This is a genomic window from Psychrobacter sp. M4, assembly GCF_055699795.1.
Genome location: NZ_CM146740.1, coordinates 2,807,577 through 2,821,379, shown reverse-complemented (window position 1 = coordinate 2,821,379; position 13,803 = coordinate 2,807,577). Strand labels below are relative to the sequence as shown.

The window sequence follows — 13,803 nt, the reverse complement described above, 5'->3', positions numbered from 1 at the left end:
CTCATGCCTATCGTAAAAGCAAAGCCAACATCACCAGGCCGCCGTTTTGTCGAAAAAGTGGTGCATCCACACCTTTATAAAGGTCGTCCGTATGCTCCACTTGTCGAATCAAAAGGCAAGTCAGGTGGGCGTAACAATAACGGTCGCATTACCACGCGTCATATTGGCGGTGGTCACAAGCATCATTACCGTGTTATTGATTTTAAACGCACCAAAGACAACATTCCAGCGATCGTAGAACGTATCGAATACGATCCTAACCGTACTGCACATATTGCGCTACTTAAATATGCTGATGGTGAGCGTCGTTATATCATCGCTCCTAAAAAACTAGCTACTGGTGATACGGTGTATTCAGGTGAAGGTTCTCCGATTCGTCCTGGTAATTGTTTACCGCTTAAAAATATTCCATTGGGTACTGTAATCCACAATATCGAGCTTAAAATCGGTAAAGGTGCGCAGATGGCTCGTTCAGCAGGTGCAGGCGTACAGTTATTAGGACGTGAAGGTATTTACGCTATCCTACGTCTACGTTCAGGCGAAACTCGCCGCGTCCATGTTGATTGCCGTGCCGTTATTGGCGAAGTATCCAATACTGAAAACAACTTGAAATCACTTGGTAAAGCCGGTGCTTCACGTTGGCGTGGTATCCGTCCTTCTGTTCGCGGTGTCGCGATGAACCCAGTTGATCACCCACATGGTGGTGGTGAAGGTCGTAACAAAGGTCGCCATCCAACTAGCCCTTGGGGTCAGAAGTCCAAAGGACTTAAAACGCGTCATAATAAGCGTACTGACAGTATGATCATCCGTCGCCGCCGCGCCAAGAAGAAATAAAGGAAGAATTTCATGCCTCGTTCATTGAAAAAAGGTCCATTCATTGATGCGCATTTGTTTGCTAAAGTTGAGAATGCAATAGACACCAACTCACGCAAACCCATTAAAACATGGTCGCGCCGCTCGATGATTCTCCCCCAAATGGTTGGCTTAACTTTATCTGTTCATAATGGCCGTACTCATGTACCGGTCATCGTGAGTGAGCAGATGGTTGGTCATAAACTAGGTGAATTTGCCCCGACTCGTACCTATCGTGGTCATGGCATTGACAGAAAAGCTAAGAGATAAGGTGCTTACCATGGAAGTAACTGCAAAATTACGCGGTGCCGCCATCTCGGCACAAAAAGTTAGACTCGTTGCTGATGAAGTTCGTGGCAAATCTGTTGAGCGTGCTTTGGATATTCTAACGTATAGCAATAAAAAAGGCGCGGTTTTCGTTAAGAAATGTCTTAACTCAGCCATCGCCAATGCCGAGCATAACAACGGTTTAGATATCGATACTCTAAAAGTATCAACTATCTACGTTGATGAAGGCATTACGCTAAAACGTATCCTACCACGTGCAAAGGGTCGCGCTGATCGTATCAGTAAGCGTACCTGTCACATCACTATAAAGGTAGGAGAATAAGTTATGGGTCAAAAAGTACATCCAATCGGAATCCGTCTTGGTATTGTCAAAAAGCATAACGCAAACTGGTATGCAAACCCTAAACAATACTCAGAATACCTAATTAATGATATCCAAGTTCGTGAGTATCTACGCAAAAAGCTAGATAATGCCATGATCAGTAATATCATGATTGAGCGTCCTACTGGTGCAGCCAAGATTACCATCGCCACTGCGCGCCCTGGTATTGTTATCGGTAAAAAAGGTGAGGACATTGAAAGACTTCAAAAAGAGTTGACCAAAATGATGGGCGTACCTGCTCAGGTTAATATTGAAGAAATCACATCTCCTGACCTTGATGCTCGCTTAGTAGCAGATGGCATCGCCAGCCAACTTGAACGCCGTGTTATGTTCCGCCGCGCCATGAAGCGCGCTGTACAAAACAGCATGCGTTCTGGTGCACAAGGTATCAAAGTTGAGTTATCAGGTCGTCTTGGCGGTGCTGAGATTGCTCGTACTGAATGGTACCGTGAAGGCCGCGTGCCATTACATACTTTCCGCGCTGACATTGACTATGCATCAGTTCGTGCAGAAACGACTTACGGCACTATCGGTGTAAAAGTTTGGATTTTCCGTGGTGAGATCCTTGACGGTATGAACAGTGTTTATAATCCCGTCAACGAAGAGAAGCCTCGTGCGCCAAAACGCCGTGGTCGTGGAAATCGTCGAAACTCAGACAGAGGTTAAACTATGTTACAGCCAAAACGTACCAAGTTTCGTAAAATGCATAAAGGTCGTAACACAGGGCTCGCTCATCGTGGAAGCACCGTTGCATTCGGACAAATTGGTCTAAAATCTTTGACTCGTGGTCGTATGACCGCCCGTCAAATCGAAGCAGCACGTCGTACTATTACTCGTAAAATTAAGCGTGGTGGTAAAATCTGGATTCGTGTCTTCCCAGACAAACCGATTACCAATAAGCCACTCGAAGTACGTATGGGTAAAGGTAAAGGTCCAGTCGAATATTGGGTATGCGAAATAAAACCTGGTAAAGTACTGTATGAGATTGAAGGGGTTTCAGAAGATCTAGCTCGCGATGCTTTAACGCTTGCAGCAGCTAAACTGCCCTTTAAAACCACCATTGTTAAGCGGACGATAATGTAATGAAGATCAGTGAATTACGTGATAAATCATTAGAAGAGCTGACCCAGTTACTTGATGAAAAGCAACTTGATGCTTTCCGTATTCGTATGGCTAAAGCAACTGGTCAGTTGGGAAATACCCATGAAGTCAAAGGCAATCGTCGTACGATTGCTCAGATTCAGACTTTGATTAACGAGAAACAACGAGGCAACTCATGAGCGATAACAATCAAGCAACTGCAAATGCTAGTGTCTTAACAGGACGTGTTGTCAGCGACAAGATGGATAAGTCCATTACGGTTTTGATTGAGCGTCTGGTTCGCCATCCTTTATATGGTAAGCAGCTTCGTCGTTCAACTAAAATCAAAGCCCATGACGAAAATAATGTTTGCCAACAAGGCGATCTTGTACGCATTAAAGAGACGCGTCCAATCTCAAAAACTAAAGCATGGACTTTAGTTGATGTGATTGAAAAAGTAGAAAAAATCTAAGTAAATTGCATTAGAAGCTAGAAGCTGTTAAAATAGCCGCCTTTTTCAAGATGCTGATCGTGCCTAGCGCACATCATAAGCATGATGAGTAAGATAATGCTATTTTTATTTAAATGCCGCCTACTCATACGGAGCTTGCGGCAGCAACTGGTTTTTACTGCCCATACGTGTGGAGTAACGCTATGATTCAGGTCGAATCTATGCTGGAAGTTGCAGACAATAGCGGTGCAAGACGAGTTCAGTGCATTAAAGTACTGGGTGGTTCTCATCGCCGTTACGCATCTGTCGGCGACATTATTAAAGTAACGGTTAAAGAAGCCATTCCTCGTGGTCGTGTCAAAAAAGGCGATGTGATGAATGCCGTAGTTGTACGTACCAAAAAGGGCGTTCGTCGTCCCGATGGTTCGGTGATACGTTTTGATGACAACGCTGCGGTGTTGCTCAACCAAAATAAAGCACCTATTGCAACTCGTATTTTTGGACCGGTAACTCGTGAACTACGTGGTGATCAGTTTATGAAAATTGTATCTCTAGCACCAGAAGTATTGTGAGGTAACCCATGGCTAAATTACGCAAAGGCGATACAGTTATTGTGATTGCTGGTAAAGATAAAGGCAAGCAAGGCACTGTACAAGCGGTAAAAAACGATCGTATCAAAGTGGAAGGCATCAATATCGTAACTAAACACCAAAAGCCAAATCAGGCTACTGGTACTGAAGGCGGCATTGTTAAGCAAGAAGCTTTTTTACATATCTCAAACGTCGCAATTTTAAATGCGCAAACCCAAAAAGCAGATCGTATTACTTATCAAATGGATGAAAACGGCAAAAAACAGCGCGTTTATCGTTCAAATGGTGAAGTAGTGGCGACTGCGTAAGACACTAAGGGTGTAACGGTAATGGCAAGATTAAAATCTTTATATAATGATAAACTCAAGCAGCAAATCAAAGAAGAGCTTGGTTTAGACAATGTGATGCAAGTCCCTAAGATCACTAAAGTCACACTTAACATGGGTGTAGGCGGCGCGTCTCAAGATAAGAAATTACTTGAAGGTGCTGTAGCTGATATGACCGCAATTGCGGGTCAAAAGCCTGTAGTCACCAAAGCGCGTAAATCAGTTGCCGGCTTCAAAATTCGTGAAGAGTGGCCAATTGGTTGTAAAGTAACGCTACGTGGTGAGCAAATGTACGAATTTTTAGATCGTCTCATTGCCATTGCTATTCCTCGTATTCGTGATTTCCGTGGTTTTTCACCTAAGGCATTTGACGGACGTGGTAACTACTCGCTGGGTATCAAAGAGCAGATCGTATTCCCAGAAGTAGACTTTGATAAGATTGATCGTATCCGTGGTATGGATGTGACGATCACTACGTCAGCTGGTACTGATGAAGAAGGTCGTGCGCTGCTTAAAGCATTCGGCTTCCCATTTAAATAAGGTAAAGACGTTATGGCAAAGAAGAGCATGATTAACCGCGAATTGAAACGCGAAAAAATGGTAGCTAAGTATGCTGAAAAGCGTATGAAGCTAAAAGAAACCATCAGTGATATGAATGCAAGTGACGAAGAGCGTATGGATGCGATGTTAGAGCTGCAAGCTCTACCTCGTAATTCATCACCTGTACGTCTACGCAATCGCTGTGGTCTCACTGGTCGTCCTCATGGTTACTTCCGTAAGTTTGGCTTATCACGCAATATGCTGCGTGAGCGTGTCATGCAAGGTGATGTACCTGGTGTTCGTAAAGCAAGCTGGTAAGGAGTAACTACATGAGTATGCAAGATACCGTTGGGGATATGTTGACCCGTATTCGTAATGCACAAATGGCGAACAAAGTATCTGTCGCTATGCCAAGTTCAAAACTACGTAAATCTATTGCTGATTTATTAGTAAATGAAGGCTATGTGGCGAGTGCTGTTGTTAATGAAGAAGACAACAATAAAGCTACCCTAAATATCGAGTTGAAGTATTTTGAAGGCAAACCTGTCATTGAGACTATTCAACGCTTTAGCCGTCCTGGCCTACGTCAGCATCGCGGCAAAGATAACATTCCTACTGTTAAGCAAGGTATGGGTGTTGCTATTGTATCAACCAGTCAAGGCATCATGAGTGATCGTGCTGCACGTGCTGCTGGTATTGGTGGTGAGATCGTTGCATTTGTAGCGTAAAACTGACATATTTTTATTTAGGTACTAATATTATTAGTATTTAAATAATAAAAACGATATATCTAATTGTTCTCTATAAAGCTTATAAAATTATCATAAATATTTTATAAGCTTATCCCTAAGGTCTGTTTAGTAACTTTGTAATGAATATTTATTGCAATGACCTTATAAAATCGATCGATAGGTGTTAAATAGAGTCAATTATGTTAAACTAACACGCTTTTTAGCCTGTTAGTTTTTTCGCTATTATTTATTTTTAATAGAAGTATTAATTTTTTAAGGAATATTCCTATGTCTCGTGTGGCTAAAGCCCCAGTAACGCTGCCAAATGGCGTAAGCGTTACTTTGAACGATCGGCAGGTTGAAGTGAAAGGCAAGAACGGAAATATGTCTTTACACCTGCACGAATTGGTCGAGCTGAAACAGGAAGATGATGCTATCATTCTCTCACCTACAGCCGATTCAAAAGAAGCAATGATGCACACTGGCACTATGCGCGCTCTGATTAACAATTACGTTACAGGCGTCAGCGAAGGCTTTGAAAAACGTCTTCAGCTTATTGGTGTTGGTTATCGTGCGCAAGTTAGCGGCAATAAGGTAACTTTAAACGTTGGTTACTCACACCCAGTAGAGTATACGCTCCCTGAAGGTGTTACTGCTGAAACCCCAACGCAAACTGAGATCGTTCTAAAGTCGAACGATAAACAGCAGCTTGGTCAGGCCGCCGCTAATATTCGCGATTTTCGTCCGCCTGAGCCTTATAAGGGTAAGGGTATTCGCTATAGTGACGAACGTGTGATTCGCAAAGAAGCTAAGAAAAAATAAGGTGAGTTGAGATGTTTGATAAAAAAGCAGCTCGTCTGCGTCGAGCTAAGAAAACCCGCGCACATATCCGTCATTTAGGCGTTCATCGTCTTACGGTTAACCGCACGCCAAAGCACATCTATGCCCAGATTATCTCTCCGAACGGTGGTGAAGTGATTGCTCAGGCATCTACCTTAGACGGCAGTTTGCGTTCAGGCGCGACTGGTAACGTTGATGCAGCGACGTCTGTAGGCCAAATGATCGCAGAACGTGCAAAAGCAGCTGGCATCACTAAAGTTGCTTTTGACCGTAGTGGTTTTAAATATCATGGTCGAGTAAAAGCTTTAGCTGAAGCCGCTCGCGAAAACGGATTGGAGTTTTAATCATGGCTAGAAACGATAGAAATGATAAAAATGAACAGAGTGATGGTCTAGTAGAACGCTTAGTGACCGTTGATCGTGTTGCAAAAGTAGTTAAAGGTGGTCGTATTTTCTCTTTTACCGCGCTGACAGTAGTTGGTGATGGAAATGGTCGTGTTGGTTTTGGCCGTGGTAAAGCACGTGAAGTACCCGCTGCTATTCAAAAAGCTCTAGAAGCTGCCAAGCGTAATATGATTACGGTTGAATTGAATGAAGCTACTTTATACCATCCAATTAAAGCCCGTCACGGTGCAAGCAAAGTTTATATGCAGCCTGCTTCTGAAGGTACTGGTGTAATTGCCGGTGGCGCTATGCGTGCAGTATTAGAAGTTGCTGGTGTCAAAGATGTCTTGACTAAATGTTATGGTTCTACCAATACGGCCAACGTGGTTCGCGCTACGTTTAATGGTCTGCGTGATATGTCAACTCCAGAAAAGATGGCAGCAAAACGTGGTAAATCTGTAGACGAAATTTTGGGCTAACCTTTTTATAGATAGGAATAGGTGAGTTACGATGAAAAAAATGAAAGTCACTCAAATAAAATCAGGTGCCCATCGCCTCAAAAGCCACAAAGCGAGCTTGAAAGGATTGGGTTTACGCCGTATTAATCATACTGTAGAGGTTGAGGATACCCCTTCGACTCGTGGTATGGTCAATCGCGTCAACTACATGGTAAAAGTGGAGGAAGCGTAATGGGACTCAGATTAAATGAATTATCACCAGGTGTTGGCGCGAAGAAAACTGCCCAACGCCGCGGACGTGGTATTGGTTCAGGCCTTGGCAAAACTGGTGGCCGCGGTGTGAAAGGACAAAAGTCACGTTCAGGTTCTAGCATCGGTGCTGGATTTGAAGGCGGCCAAATGCCTTTATATCGCCGTCTACCAAAATTTGGTTTTACTAGTAAAATGGCAATGACAACGGCTGAAGTTCGTCTTTCTGAATTGAACAAAGTCGAAGGTGATGTGGTTAGCGTTGAAACCTTGAAAGCCGCTAATATTATTCGTCATGATATGAAGCGTGCTCGAATTATATTATCAGGCGATGTCACTAAAGCTTATACCTTTCAAGGGGTAAAAGTGACAAAAGGTGCCAAGCAGGCAATCGAAGCTGCTGGTGGTAGCATCGAGGAGTAGTAACGTGTCAAAACAATCAATGTCATCGACTGGTATCCCGCTCAATCCTTTTGCCTTTATTCGTAAATATGATGAGTTGTGGACGCGCCTTTTATTTTTGATCGGCGCATTGATTGTTTATCGTTTGGGATCACACATTCCAGTACCAGGGATTAATCCAGTAAATTTGGCGGACTTGTTTTCACGCAACGAAAACACCATTTTGAGTATGTTTAACATGTTCTCAGGTGGTGCACTTGAGCGAATGTCAATTATGGCATTAGGTATTATGCCTTACATCTCAGCTTCAATTATTGTGCAGATGATGTCAGCAGTAGTACCTTCACTTGAAGCGCTTAAAAAAGAAGGTGAAGCAGGTCGACGTAAGCTGAATAAGTATACCCGTCAAGGAACGCTTGCACTGGCTTTAGTACAGTCACTGGGCATGTGTGCTGGTCTTATCAGTCAAAATTTAACATTGTCTAGCGGTCTTACCTTTTATATCCCTGCAGTTACCTCACTGGTGGCTGGTGCTATGTTCTTAATGTGGCTTGGTGAGCAGATTACAGAGCGCGGTGTGGGTAATGGCATTTCCATGTTGATTTTTGCTAGTATTGTAGCTGGTACGCCAGGTATGATTTCACAGTCCATAGAACAGGTCAATCAAGGCCAGATGAACTTGATTGTCTTATTTATCTTTATAATTTTAGGTATCGCAGTAACCGCTGGTATTGTTTATATTGAACGTGCGCAGCGCCGCGTACCCGTTAATTATGCGCAAAAACAGCAGCAAGGCCGGAAAATTTATGCTCAGCAGCAATCACACTTGCCGCTGAAAATAAATATGGCCGGGGTTATTCCTGCTATTTTTGCCAGCTCTTTATTGCTGTTTCCAGCAAGTTTAGGGCAATGGGTGGGTCAATCAACTGATCCTACTTTTACTCAAAAGATTTTGCAAAATATGGCTTTAGTGTTGTCTCCTGGACAACCGCTGTATCTAGTTCTGTTCGGAGCGATGATTATTTTCTTTTGTTATTTTTATACAGCATTAGTCTTTAGTCCCCGTGAAGTTGCTGAAAATCTCAAACGTAGTGGTGCGTATATCCCAGGTATTCGTCCTGGGCAACAAACCCAGCGTTATCTTGATCATGTATTAAACCGACTTACTTTTATCGGTGCTATGTACATGACTGTTATTTGTTTAATGCCTATGGTCATTCAGTCAGGATTTGGGGTGCCATTCAATCTTGGTGGTACATCTTTACTGATTATGGTAGTTGTTGTGATGGATTTCATCTCGCAAATTCAAGCCCATCTAATGACTCATCAATATCATGATCAGACGCTAATTCAGTCGCCTACGCAACCTTAAGATGAACAGGTTGACACTTAAAGGAGCATGCTATGAAAGTTCAAGCATCAGTTAAAAAGATTTGTGGTAGCTGTAAAATAGTACGCCGCAAAGGTCGTGTCCATGTTATTTGTACAGCAGAGCCACGTCATAAGCAGCGTCAAGGTTAATGTTTAGGAATTGGATAGTTTTACCCTATTTATATTCCAAATTAATGCTTGAAAAATAACGGCGGATGCGATATCATCCGCCACTTGCCGTAGTTTATACCGAAAATTTTCAATCAGGATAGTTTGTTTAACTGATCACTGATGAGTTAATAGTATATCCTAGTATTATAATATTTAAGGTATTAACAGCAATAAATCAGAAAGGTAGAACGTTATTTGTCATAAATAATGGTTATTTTTCTTTAATGGAGAGAAATCAATGGCTCGTATTGCCGGTGTCAACATTCCGGATAATAAACATGCTGTTATTTCACTAACTTACATCTTTGGTGTAGGTCGTACTACTGCTCAGAAAATTCTAGAAGCAGTTGGTATTGAGCCTGCTACCAAAATCAGTCAGTTAGATGATTCACAGTTGGATGCTATCCGTGCAGAAGTTGCAAATTTTTCGACTGAGGGTGACCTTCGTCGTGAAGTATCAATGAACATTAAACGTTTGGTTGATTTGGGCAGTTACCGTGGTATTCGCCACCGTCGTAACTTACCTGTAAATGGTCAACGTACGAAAACGAATGCGCGTACTCGTAAGGGTCCACGTAGAGCAATTAAAAGATAATTAACTTAGGAAGCTAAAAGATGGCAAAAGACACTCGCAGCCGCAAAAAGGTGGCTCGTCGTTCAGTATCGGAGGGCGTTGCCCATATCCATGCGTCTTTTAATAACACCATTGTTACGATTACCGACCGTCAAGGTAATGCATTGGCTTGGGCCACTTCAGGTGGACAAGGCTTCCGTGGTTCACGTAAATCTACACCATTTGCAGCGCAGGTTGCAGCTGAAGTTGCTGGTAAAGCAGCTCAAGAGTATGGTGTTAAGAATATCGATGTTTTGGTCAAAGGACCAGGACCGGGTCGTGAGTCTGCGGTAAGAGCACTAGGTGCATTGGGTTATAAAGTGAACAGCATCTCTGATGTAACCCCAATCCCACATAATGGTTGCCGTGCGCCGAAAAAGCGCCGCGTCTAATATTAAAGACGAAGCTTTTTATCCCAAAAGCTTAAAGGAGACATAAAGATGGCCCGCTATATTGGACCAAAATTAAAACTATCACGTCGTGAAGGTACAGACTTAGGCCTTAAATCAGGCGTTAAACCTTATGAAGTAAAAACTAAAAAAGCTGGGCGTCCGCCTGGTCAACATGGCGTTAGCCGTAACAAAAGCTCAGAGTACTCTTTACAGCTACGCGAAAAGCAAAAAGTTAAGCGCATTTACGGTGTACTTGAGCGTCAGTTCGCTAACTACTATAAAGAAGCCGCTCGTAAGCGCGGTGCGACTGGTGAGAACCTACTGGCTATGCTAGAGAGTCGCCTTGATAATGTTGTATATCGTATGGGCTTTGGCTCAACGCGTGCTGAAGCGCGTCAGTTGGTCAGTCATCGTACAGTTATGCTCAAAAAGGCAGGACGCGACGAATTTGTTCGAGTGAATATTCCCTCTATTCAAGTTCAAGATGGCGACGTTATTGCTATTCAAGAGAAGTCACGCGAACAGCTACGTATCAAGAACGCTATTGAATTAGCTTCCCAGCGCGGCATTCCAGAATGGTTAGATGTTGATCACAGCAAACTGCAAGGTACATTTAAACATGCACCTGATCGTATTGATCTACCTGCTGAAATCAATGAAAGCTTGATCGTAGAGCTTTACTCTAAATAACTAGCATTATAATTAATACTGTCTTGGTATGTTTATCATACTAGGTAGTATTGATTTGAAGCGCTAATTAAATTTATAATTAAATCGAGGTGACATCATGATGCTAAATGCAACTGAGTTTCTAACGCCGAATGCCATTAATGTGGATACGGTTAATGAAACGATTGCGAAAGTCACGCTCGAACCGTTAGAACGCGGCTTTGGACATACCTTAGGGAATGCTCTACGCCGCATCTTGCTTTCTTCATTACCTGGCGCTGCAGTCATTGAAGCTGAGATTGATGGTGTCGACCATGAATACTCAACACTCGAAGGGTTGCAAGAAGACGTGCTTGACTTACTTTTGAATTTAAAAGGTTTGGCCATTACGCTTCACGAACAGAATGAAGTATTTTTGACCTTGGACAAACAAGGTCCAGGCACCATTACTGCCGCAGACATCGCGTTACCGCACAATGTTGATATTATCAATCCAGAGTTGGTATTGGGTACATTGAGTGATCGTGGTCATCTTAAGATGCGTCTACGTGTGGTTATGGGTCGTGGATATGAGCCAGCAAATCAGCGCCGTGAAGATGGTGATACTAAAGCAATTGGTCGCCTAAAGCTTGATGCAAGCTTTAGTCCAGTGCTGCGTGTTGCTTATCAAGTTGAGAACGCCCGCGTCGAGCAGCGTACCGATCTTGATCGTCTTATCATTGAGCTTGAAACTAATGGCACCATCGATCCAGAAGAAGCAATTCGTAAAGCGGCCACTATTTTACAACAACAGATTTCTATCTTTGTTGATCTAGAAGCTGAAGAAGCGCCTGAGCCTGTGAAAGAAAAAGAAGAGGTTGATCCAGTGCTACTACGCCCTGTAGACGATCTTGAACTAACGGTTCGCTCAGCCAACTGCTTAAAAGCTGAAAACATTTACTATATCGGTGATTTGGTACAACGTTCAGAGACTGAACTACTCAAAACCCCAAATCTTGGTAAGAAATCATTGACCGAAATCAAAGACGTATTAGCGTCTAAAGATTTAGAGCTCGGTATGCGCCTAGATAACTGGCCACCAGCTGACTTGCGTGTCGATGATCGTTTTTCTTATCGTAGCCGTTAAACTTTAAGGATATTTGACCATGCGCCATCGTAAGAGTGGAGTCAAGCTGGGTCGTACCGGCAGTCATCGTAAAGCAATGTTCCAGAACATGACTAACTCACTATTTGAGCATGAACTGATTAAAACAACATTGCCAAAAGCAAAAGAGTTACGCCGTGTTGCGGAACCATTAATTACTATGGCTAAAGAAGATAGCGTTGCTAATCGTCGTCTAGCTTTTAGCCGTATGCGTAGTAAAGCTATGGTAGGTAAACTATTTGGTACGTTAGGTCCCCGTTATCAAACGCGTCCAGGTGGTTACTTACGTATCGTAAAGTGTGGTTACCGTGATGGTGATAACGCGCCAATGGCTTATGTAGAATTGGTAGATCGTGACGCATAATAGTTTTAATTCTAACTAAAAAAGCTCCAATTTATTGGAGCTTTTTTAATGCTAAAATTTTCTAACAAGGTTAATTCTAAATCCTAATACGTGATTTTATTATAATAATAAAGAGCTAACATCAGCTGCTCCTTGTCTCACAATCTCAGGCTGACTACCGGTCATATCAACAATAGTAGTCAGCTTAGTGGTTTTAGTACCAGCATTGATGAGTCCATCTATTTGATTGCCTAATAATTCTTCTATATCAAAAGGATTATCTAAAATGTCTTCATGAGAAGGCAGTATTAAAGAGCTAGTTAATATAGGTTCATCCATAGCTTCTAATAGCGCCTGCGCTATAGGGTTACTTGGTACCCGAATACCAATGGTTTTTTTCTTAGGATGAGCCAGTTTTTTGGGTACATCTTTGGTGGCATTTAATATAAAGGTGATGGGAGCGGGGGTATGCGCTTTTAGTTGTTTAAACTGGTTATTGTCTACAGTTGCATAAGTAGCAATTTCACTCAAATCACGGCATAGCAAGGTGAATTGATGTTTATCATCAAGCTCACGTATTAGTTTTAGTTTTTCTAGTGCGTCTTTGGCACCGAGACGACAACCAAAAGCGTAACTGGTGTCGGTAGGATAAATGAGTAATTGATCGTTACGTAGTAGATCTGCAGCTTGGTCTATTAAACGCGGCTGCGGGTTCTCAGGATGAATATAAAAAGTCTGCATAACAGCTCCTTGTTTAACTCTATATTTTTTTGATTATTTGCTAAGTATAACGTCAGTTGTTAGTCAAGTAATAGGAGTACGTCGTTAAAAATAGTGTGAGGTTGTTAACATTGTTTTAGTTAAAGGTTTTGGCGATCCAGCCTATAGTAGAATCCTATTTAAAACTGATTAGTGTTAAAGCTGATTAGTGATGCATCTTAATAAAGCGTACAGTAGAATTTGTGCATCGCGAGGTAAGGATTGAGGGCTTGTAATATAATGTTTAACTTGCTGGTAAACATCATTAGCAAAAGTGCTGTTGCCTGTATCGAAATCAGCAAATAAATTATCCTGTGAGACTTGAAAAGGACGCTGACAGGCGAGAGTAAACAAACACTCTATAGCTTGTGGTTTAACTTCTACACGCTCAAATGCTTGCTGCTGAGAGGCGCTACGTCCATCTGGAGCATACCAATAGCCAAAGTCATTTAACTGTCTACGAGCTTTTCCTGCCACGCACCAGTGGCTCAGCTCTAGTAAACTCTTATGCATAGATGTACATTACTAAGTTATTGATTAATAAAGAAGTAATTGTAATGACGTAAAATCAGATTTTTGATAAAAAAATGTACAATATTTCTAATAAAAGGAGATATTGTACATTAATTGAGTCATTGGAATTACTACTTTTCAAAGCACTAAGAAGCTTATATTAGCCGTGCATATACAATCGAGACATATCAATATTTTATTTTTGATGAATAGATCGAGATTTTTTGTTGGTTCTTCTCTTAATAGACATTCTTTG

The 13,803-nt window shown here is 42.2% G+C and carries 25 protein-coding genes and 1 pseudogene; 24 read left to right on the top strand and 2 right to left on the bottom strand.

Annotation, left to right across the window (positions count from 1 at the left end; genetic code table 11):
• Positions 1–3: 3 nt before the first annotated feature.
• The 24 genes from rplB (at position 4) to rplQ (ending at position 12,296) form a co-directional block, all read left to right on the top strand.
• Positions 4–834 carry a 50S ribosomal protein L2 gene (rplB, locus tag ACR63N_RS11780; RefSeq protein WP_367105714.1) on the top strand — a complete coding sequence of 277 codons (831 nt, stop codon included), beginning with the start codon at positions 4–6 and terminating at the stop codon, positions 832–834.
• Positions 835–846: 12 nt separating this feature from the next.
• Positions 847–1,122 (top strand): 30S ribosomal protein S19, encoded by a 276-nt coding sequence (gene rpsS / locus ACR63N_RS11775; RefSeq protein WP_367105715.1) that lies wholly within the window; start codon positions 847–849, stop codon positions 1,120–1,122.
• A gap of 10 nt (positions 1,123–1,132) precedes the next feature.
• Entirely contained in the window at positions 1,133–1,462 is a 330-nt protein-coding gene (gene rplV / locus ACR63N_RS11770; RefSeq protein WP_472782064.1) for a 50S ribosomal protein L22, read from the top strand.
• A gap of 3 nt (positions 1,463–1,465) precedes the next feature.
• Positions 1,466–2,188, top strand: a complete 723-nt coding sequence (gene rpsC, locus ACR63N_RS11765) for a 30S ribosomal protein S3 (protein WP_367105716.1) — start codon at positions 1,466–1,468, stop codon at positions 2,186–2,188.
• Positions 2,189–2,191: 3 nt separating this feature from the next.
• Entirely contained in the window at positions 2,192–2,605 is a 414-nt protein-coding gene (rplP, locus tag ACR63N_RS11760; RefSeq protein ID WP_367105717.1) for a 50S ribosomal protein L16, read from the top strand.
• Entirely contained in the window at positions 2,605–2,802 is a 198-nt protein-coding gene (rpmC, locus tag ACR63N_RS11755; protein ID WP_367105718.1) for a 50S ribosomal protein L29, read from the top strand. The genes rplP and rpmC overlap by 1 nt, the downstream gene beginning before the upstream one ends.
• The gene (gene rpsQ / locus ACR63N_RS11750; protein ID WP_367105719.1) at positions 2,799–3,074 is read left to right on the top strand and encodes a 30S ribosomal protein S17; all 276 of its coding nucleotides are present in this window, start codon (positions 2,799–2,801) and stop codon (positions 3,072–3,074) included. The genes rpmC and rpsQ overlap by 4 nt, the downstream gene beginning before the upstream one ends.
• Before the next feature lie 182 nt (positions 3,075–3,256).
• Positions 3,257–3,625, top strand: coding sequence for a 50S ribosomal protein L14 (gene rplN, locus ACR63N_RS11745; RefSeq protein ID WP_201572055.1), 369 nt, complete (start codon positions 3,257–3,259; stop codon positions 3,623–3,625).
• Between the two features lie 8 nt (positions 3,626–3,633).
• The gene (rplX, locus tag ACR63N_RS11740) at positions 3,634–3,951 is read left to right on the top strand and encodes a 50S ribosomal protein L24 (protein WP_367105720.1); all 318 of its coding nucleotides are present in this window, start codon (positions 3,634–3,636) and stop codon (positions 3,949–3,951) included.
• Between the two features lie 21 nt (positions 3,952–3,972).
• A complete protein-coding gene (gene rplE, locus ACR63N_RS11735) occupies positions 3,973–4,509 on the top strand; it encodes a 50S ribosomal protein L5 (protein WP_299221458.1) in 537 nt (178 codons plus the stop codon).
• A gap of 12 nt (positions 4,510–4,521) precedes the next feature.
• Positions 4,522–4,827: a 30S ribosomal protein S14 gene (gene rpsN, locus ACR63N_RS11730; protein WP_367105721.1), complete on the top strand. Its 306-nt coding sequence runs from the start codon at positions 4,522–4,524 to the stop codon at positions 4,825–4,827.
• Positions 4,828–4,838: 11 nt separating this feature from the next.
• On the top strand, positions 4,839–5,237 hold the full coding sequence (gene rpsH / locus ACR63N_RS11725) for a 30S ribosomal protein S8 (protein WP_367105722.1): 399 nt from the start codon (positions 4,839–4,841) through the stop codon (positions 5,235–5,237).
• A gap of 291 nt (positions 5,238–5,528) precedes the next feature.
• The gene (gene rplF / locus ACR63N_RS11720) at positions 5,529–6,062 is read left to right on the top strand and encodes a 50S ribosomal protein L6 (protein WP_367105723.1); all 534 of its coding nucleotides are present in this window, start codon (positions 5,529–5,531) and stop codon (positions 6,060–6,062) included.
• 11 nt (positions 6,063–6,073) lie between these two features.
• Positions 6,074–6,424 carry a 50S ribosomal protein L18 gene (gene rplR, locus ACR63N_RS11715; RefSeq protein WP_367105724.1) on the top strand — a complete coding sequence of 117 codons (351 nt, stop codon included), beginning with the start codon at positions 6,074–6,076 and terminating at the stop codon, positions 6,422–6,424.
• Between the two features lie 2 nt (positions 6,425–6,426).
• On the top strand, positions 6,427–6,942 hold the full coding sequence (gene rpsE, locus ACR63N_RS11710) for a 30S ribosomal protein S5 (protein WP_353104792.1): 516 nt from the start codon (positions 6,427–6,429) through the stop codon (positions 6,940–6,942).
• Positions 6,943–6,973: 31 nt separating this feature from the next.
• Positions 6,974–7,153, top strand: coding sequence for a 50S ribosomal protein L30 (gene rpmD, locus ACR63N_RS11705; protein WP_201588105.1), 180 nt, complete (start codon positions 6,974–6,976; stop codon positions 7,151–7,153).
• The gene (gene rplO, locus ACR63N_RS11700) at positions 7,153–7,593 is read left to right on the top strand and encodes a 50S ribosomal protein L15 (protein ID WP_367105725.1); all 441 of its coding nucleotides are present in this window, start codon (positions 7,153–7,155) and stop codon (positions 7,591–7,593) included. The genes rpmD and rplO overlap by 1 nt, the downstream gene beginning before the upstream one ends.
• A gap of 19 nt (positions 7,594–7,612) precedes the next feature.
• Entirely contained in the window at positions 7,613–8,944 is a 1,332-nt protein-coding gene (gene secY, locus ACR63N_RS11695; protein ID WP_367105767.1) for a preprotein translocase subunit SecY, read from the top strand.
• A gap of 32 nt (positions 8,945–8,976) precedes the next feature.
• A complete protein-coding gene (rpmJ, locus tag ACR63N_RS11690; RefSeq protein WP_025644371.1) occupies positions 8,977–9,093 on the top strand; it encodes a 50S ribosomal protein L36 in 117 nt (38 codons plus the stop codon).
• 259 nt (positions 9,094–9,352) lie between these two features.
• A complete protein-coding gene (rpsM, locus tag ACR63N_RS11685) occupies positions 9,353–9,709 on the top strand; it encodes a 30S ribosomal protein S13 (protein WP_367105726.1) in 357 nt (118 codons plus the stop codon).
• Positions 9,710–9,729: 20 nt separating this feature from the next.
• Complete coding sequence (gene rpsK, locus ACR63N_RS11680) at positions 9,730–10,119, top strand: 30S ribosomal protein S11 (RefSeq protein WP_192518015.1); 390 nt, start codon at positions 9,730–9,732, stop codon at positions 10,117–10,119.
• Between the two features lie 48 nt (positions 10,120–10,167).
• Entirely contained in the window at positions 10,168–10,809 is a 642-nt protein-coding gene (gene rpsD / locus ACR63N_RS11675; protein WP_367107221.1) for a 30S ribosomal protein S4, read from the top strand.
• Between the two features lie 97 nt (positions 10,810–10,906).
• On the top strand, positions 10,907–11,914 hold the full coding sequence (locus tag ACR63N_RS11670; RefSeq protein ID WP_367105728.1) for a DNA-directed RNA polymerase subunit alpha: 1,008 nt from the start codon (positions 10,907–10,909) through the stop codon (positions 11,912–11,914).
• Positions 11,915–11,933: 19 nt separating this feature from the next.
• Complete coding sequence (rplQ, locus tag ACR63N_RS11665; protein ID WP_367105729.1) at positions 11,934–12,296, top strand: 50S ribosomal protein L17; 363 nt, start codon at positions 11,934–11,936, stop codon at positions 12,294–12,296.
• Between the two features lie 99 nt (positions 12,297–12,395).
• Here rplQ and ACR63N_RS11660 read toward each other — a convergent pair whose 3' ends face one another.
• The gene (locus ACR63N_RS11660; protein ID WP_472782063.1) at positions 12,396–13,016 is read right to left on the bottom strand and encodes an L-threonylcarbamoyladenylate synthase; all 621 of its coding nucleotides are present in this window, start codon (positions 13,014–13,016) and stop codon (positions 12,396–12,398) included.
• Positions 13,017–13,190: 174 nt separating this feature from the next.
• Positions 13,191–13,538: pseudogene (locus ACR63N_RS11655) on the bottom strand (elongation factor P hydroxylase); the annotation flags it as partial.
• Between the last annotated feature and the right edge of the window lie 265 nt (positions 13,539–13,803).

Coding starts and splice junctions, on each gene's coding strand:
- rplB (WP_367105714.1), top strand. CDS start 4: ATGCCTATCGTAAAAGCAAAGCCAACATCACCAGGCCGCCGTTTTGTC.
- rpsS (WP_367105715.1), top strand. CDS start 847: ATGCCTCGTTCATTGAAAAAAGGTCCATTCATTGATGCGCATTTGTTT.
- rplV (WP_472782064.1), top strand. CDS start 1,133: ATGGAAGTAACTGCAAAATTACGCGGTGCCGCCATCTCGGCACAAAAA.
- rpsC (WP_367105716.1), top strand. CDS start 1,466: ATGGGTCAAAAAGTACATCCAATCGGAATCCGTCTTGGTATTGTCAAA.
- rplP (WP_367105717.1), top strand. CDS start 2,192: ATGTTACAGCCAAAACGTACCAAGTTTCGTAAAATGCATAAAGGTCGT.
- rpmC (WP_367105718.1), top strand. CDS start 2,605: ATGAAGATCAGTGAATTACGTGATAAATCATTAGAAGAGCTGACCCAG.
- rpsQ (WP_367105719.1), top strand. CDS start 2,799: ATGAGCGATAACAATCAAGCAACTGCAAATGCTAGTGTCTTAACAGGA.
- rplN (WP_201572055.1), top strand. CDS start 3,257: ATGATTCAGGTCGAATCTATGCTGGAAGTTGCAGACAATAGCGGTGCA.
- rplX (WP_367105720.1), top strand. CDS start 3,634: ATGGCTAAATTACGCAAAGGCGATACAGTTATTGTGATTGCTGGTAAA.
- rplE (WP_299221458.1), top strand. CDS start 3,973: ATGGCAAGATTAAAATCTTTATATAATGATAAACTCAAGCAGCAAATC.
- rpsN (WP_367105721.1), top strand. CDS start 4,522: ATGGCAAAGAAGAGCATGATTAACCGCGAATTGAAACGCGAAAAAATG.
- rpsH (WP_367105722.1), top strand. CDS start 4,839: ATGAGTATGCAAGATACCGTTGGGGATATGTTGACCCGTATTCGTAAT.
- rplF (WP_367105723.1), top strand. CDS start 5,529: ATGTCTCGTGTGGCTAAAGCCCCAGTAACGCTGCCAAATGGCGTAAGC.
- rplR (WP_367105724.1), top strand. CDS start 6,074: ATGTTTGATAAAAAAGCAGCTCGTCTGCGTCGAGCTAAGAAAACCCGC.
- rpsE (WP_353104792.1), top strand. CDS start 6,427: ATGGCTAGAAACGATAGAAATGATAAAAATGAACAGAGTGATGGTCTA.
- rpmD (WP_201588105.1), top strand. CDS start 6,974: ATGAAAAAAATGAAAGTCACTCAAATAAAATCAGGTGCCCATCGCCTC.
- rplO (WP_367105725.1), top strand. CDS start 7,153: ATGGGACTCAGATTAAATGAATTATCACCAGGTGTTGGCGCGAAGAAA.
- secY (WP_367105767.1), top strand. CDS start 7,613: ATGTCATCGACTGGTATCCCGCTCAATCCTTTTGCCTTTATTCGTAAA.
- rpmJ (WP_025644371.1), top strand. CDS start 8,977: ATGAAAGTTCAAGCATCAGTTAAAAAGATTTGTGGTAGCTGTAAAATA.
- rpsM (WP_367105726.1), top strand. CDS start 9,353: ATGGCTCGTATTGCCGGTGTCAACATTCCGGATAATAAACATGCTGTT.
- rpsK (WP_192518015.1), top strand. CDS start 9,730: ATGGCAAAAGACACTCGCAGCCGCAAAAAGGTGGCTCGTCGTTCAGTA.
- rpsD (WP_367107221.1), top strand. CDS start 10,168: ATGGCCCGCTATATTGGACCAAAATTAAAACTATCACGTCGTGAAGGT.
- ACR63N_RS11670 (WP_367105728.1), top strand. CDS start 10,907: ATGATGCTAAATGCAACTGAGTTTCTAACGCCGAATGCCATTAATGTG.
- rplQ (WP_367105729.1), top strand. CDS start 11,934: ATGCGCCATCGTAAGAGTGGAGTCAAGCTGGGTCGTACCGGCAGTCAT.
- ACR63N_RS11660 (WP_472782063.1), bottom strand. CDS start 13,016: ATGCAGACTTTTTATATTCATCCTGAGAACCCGCAGCCGCGTTTAATA.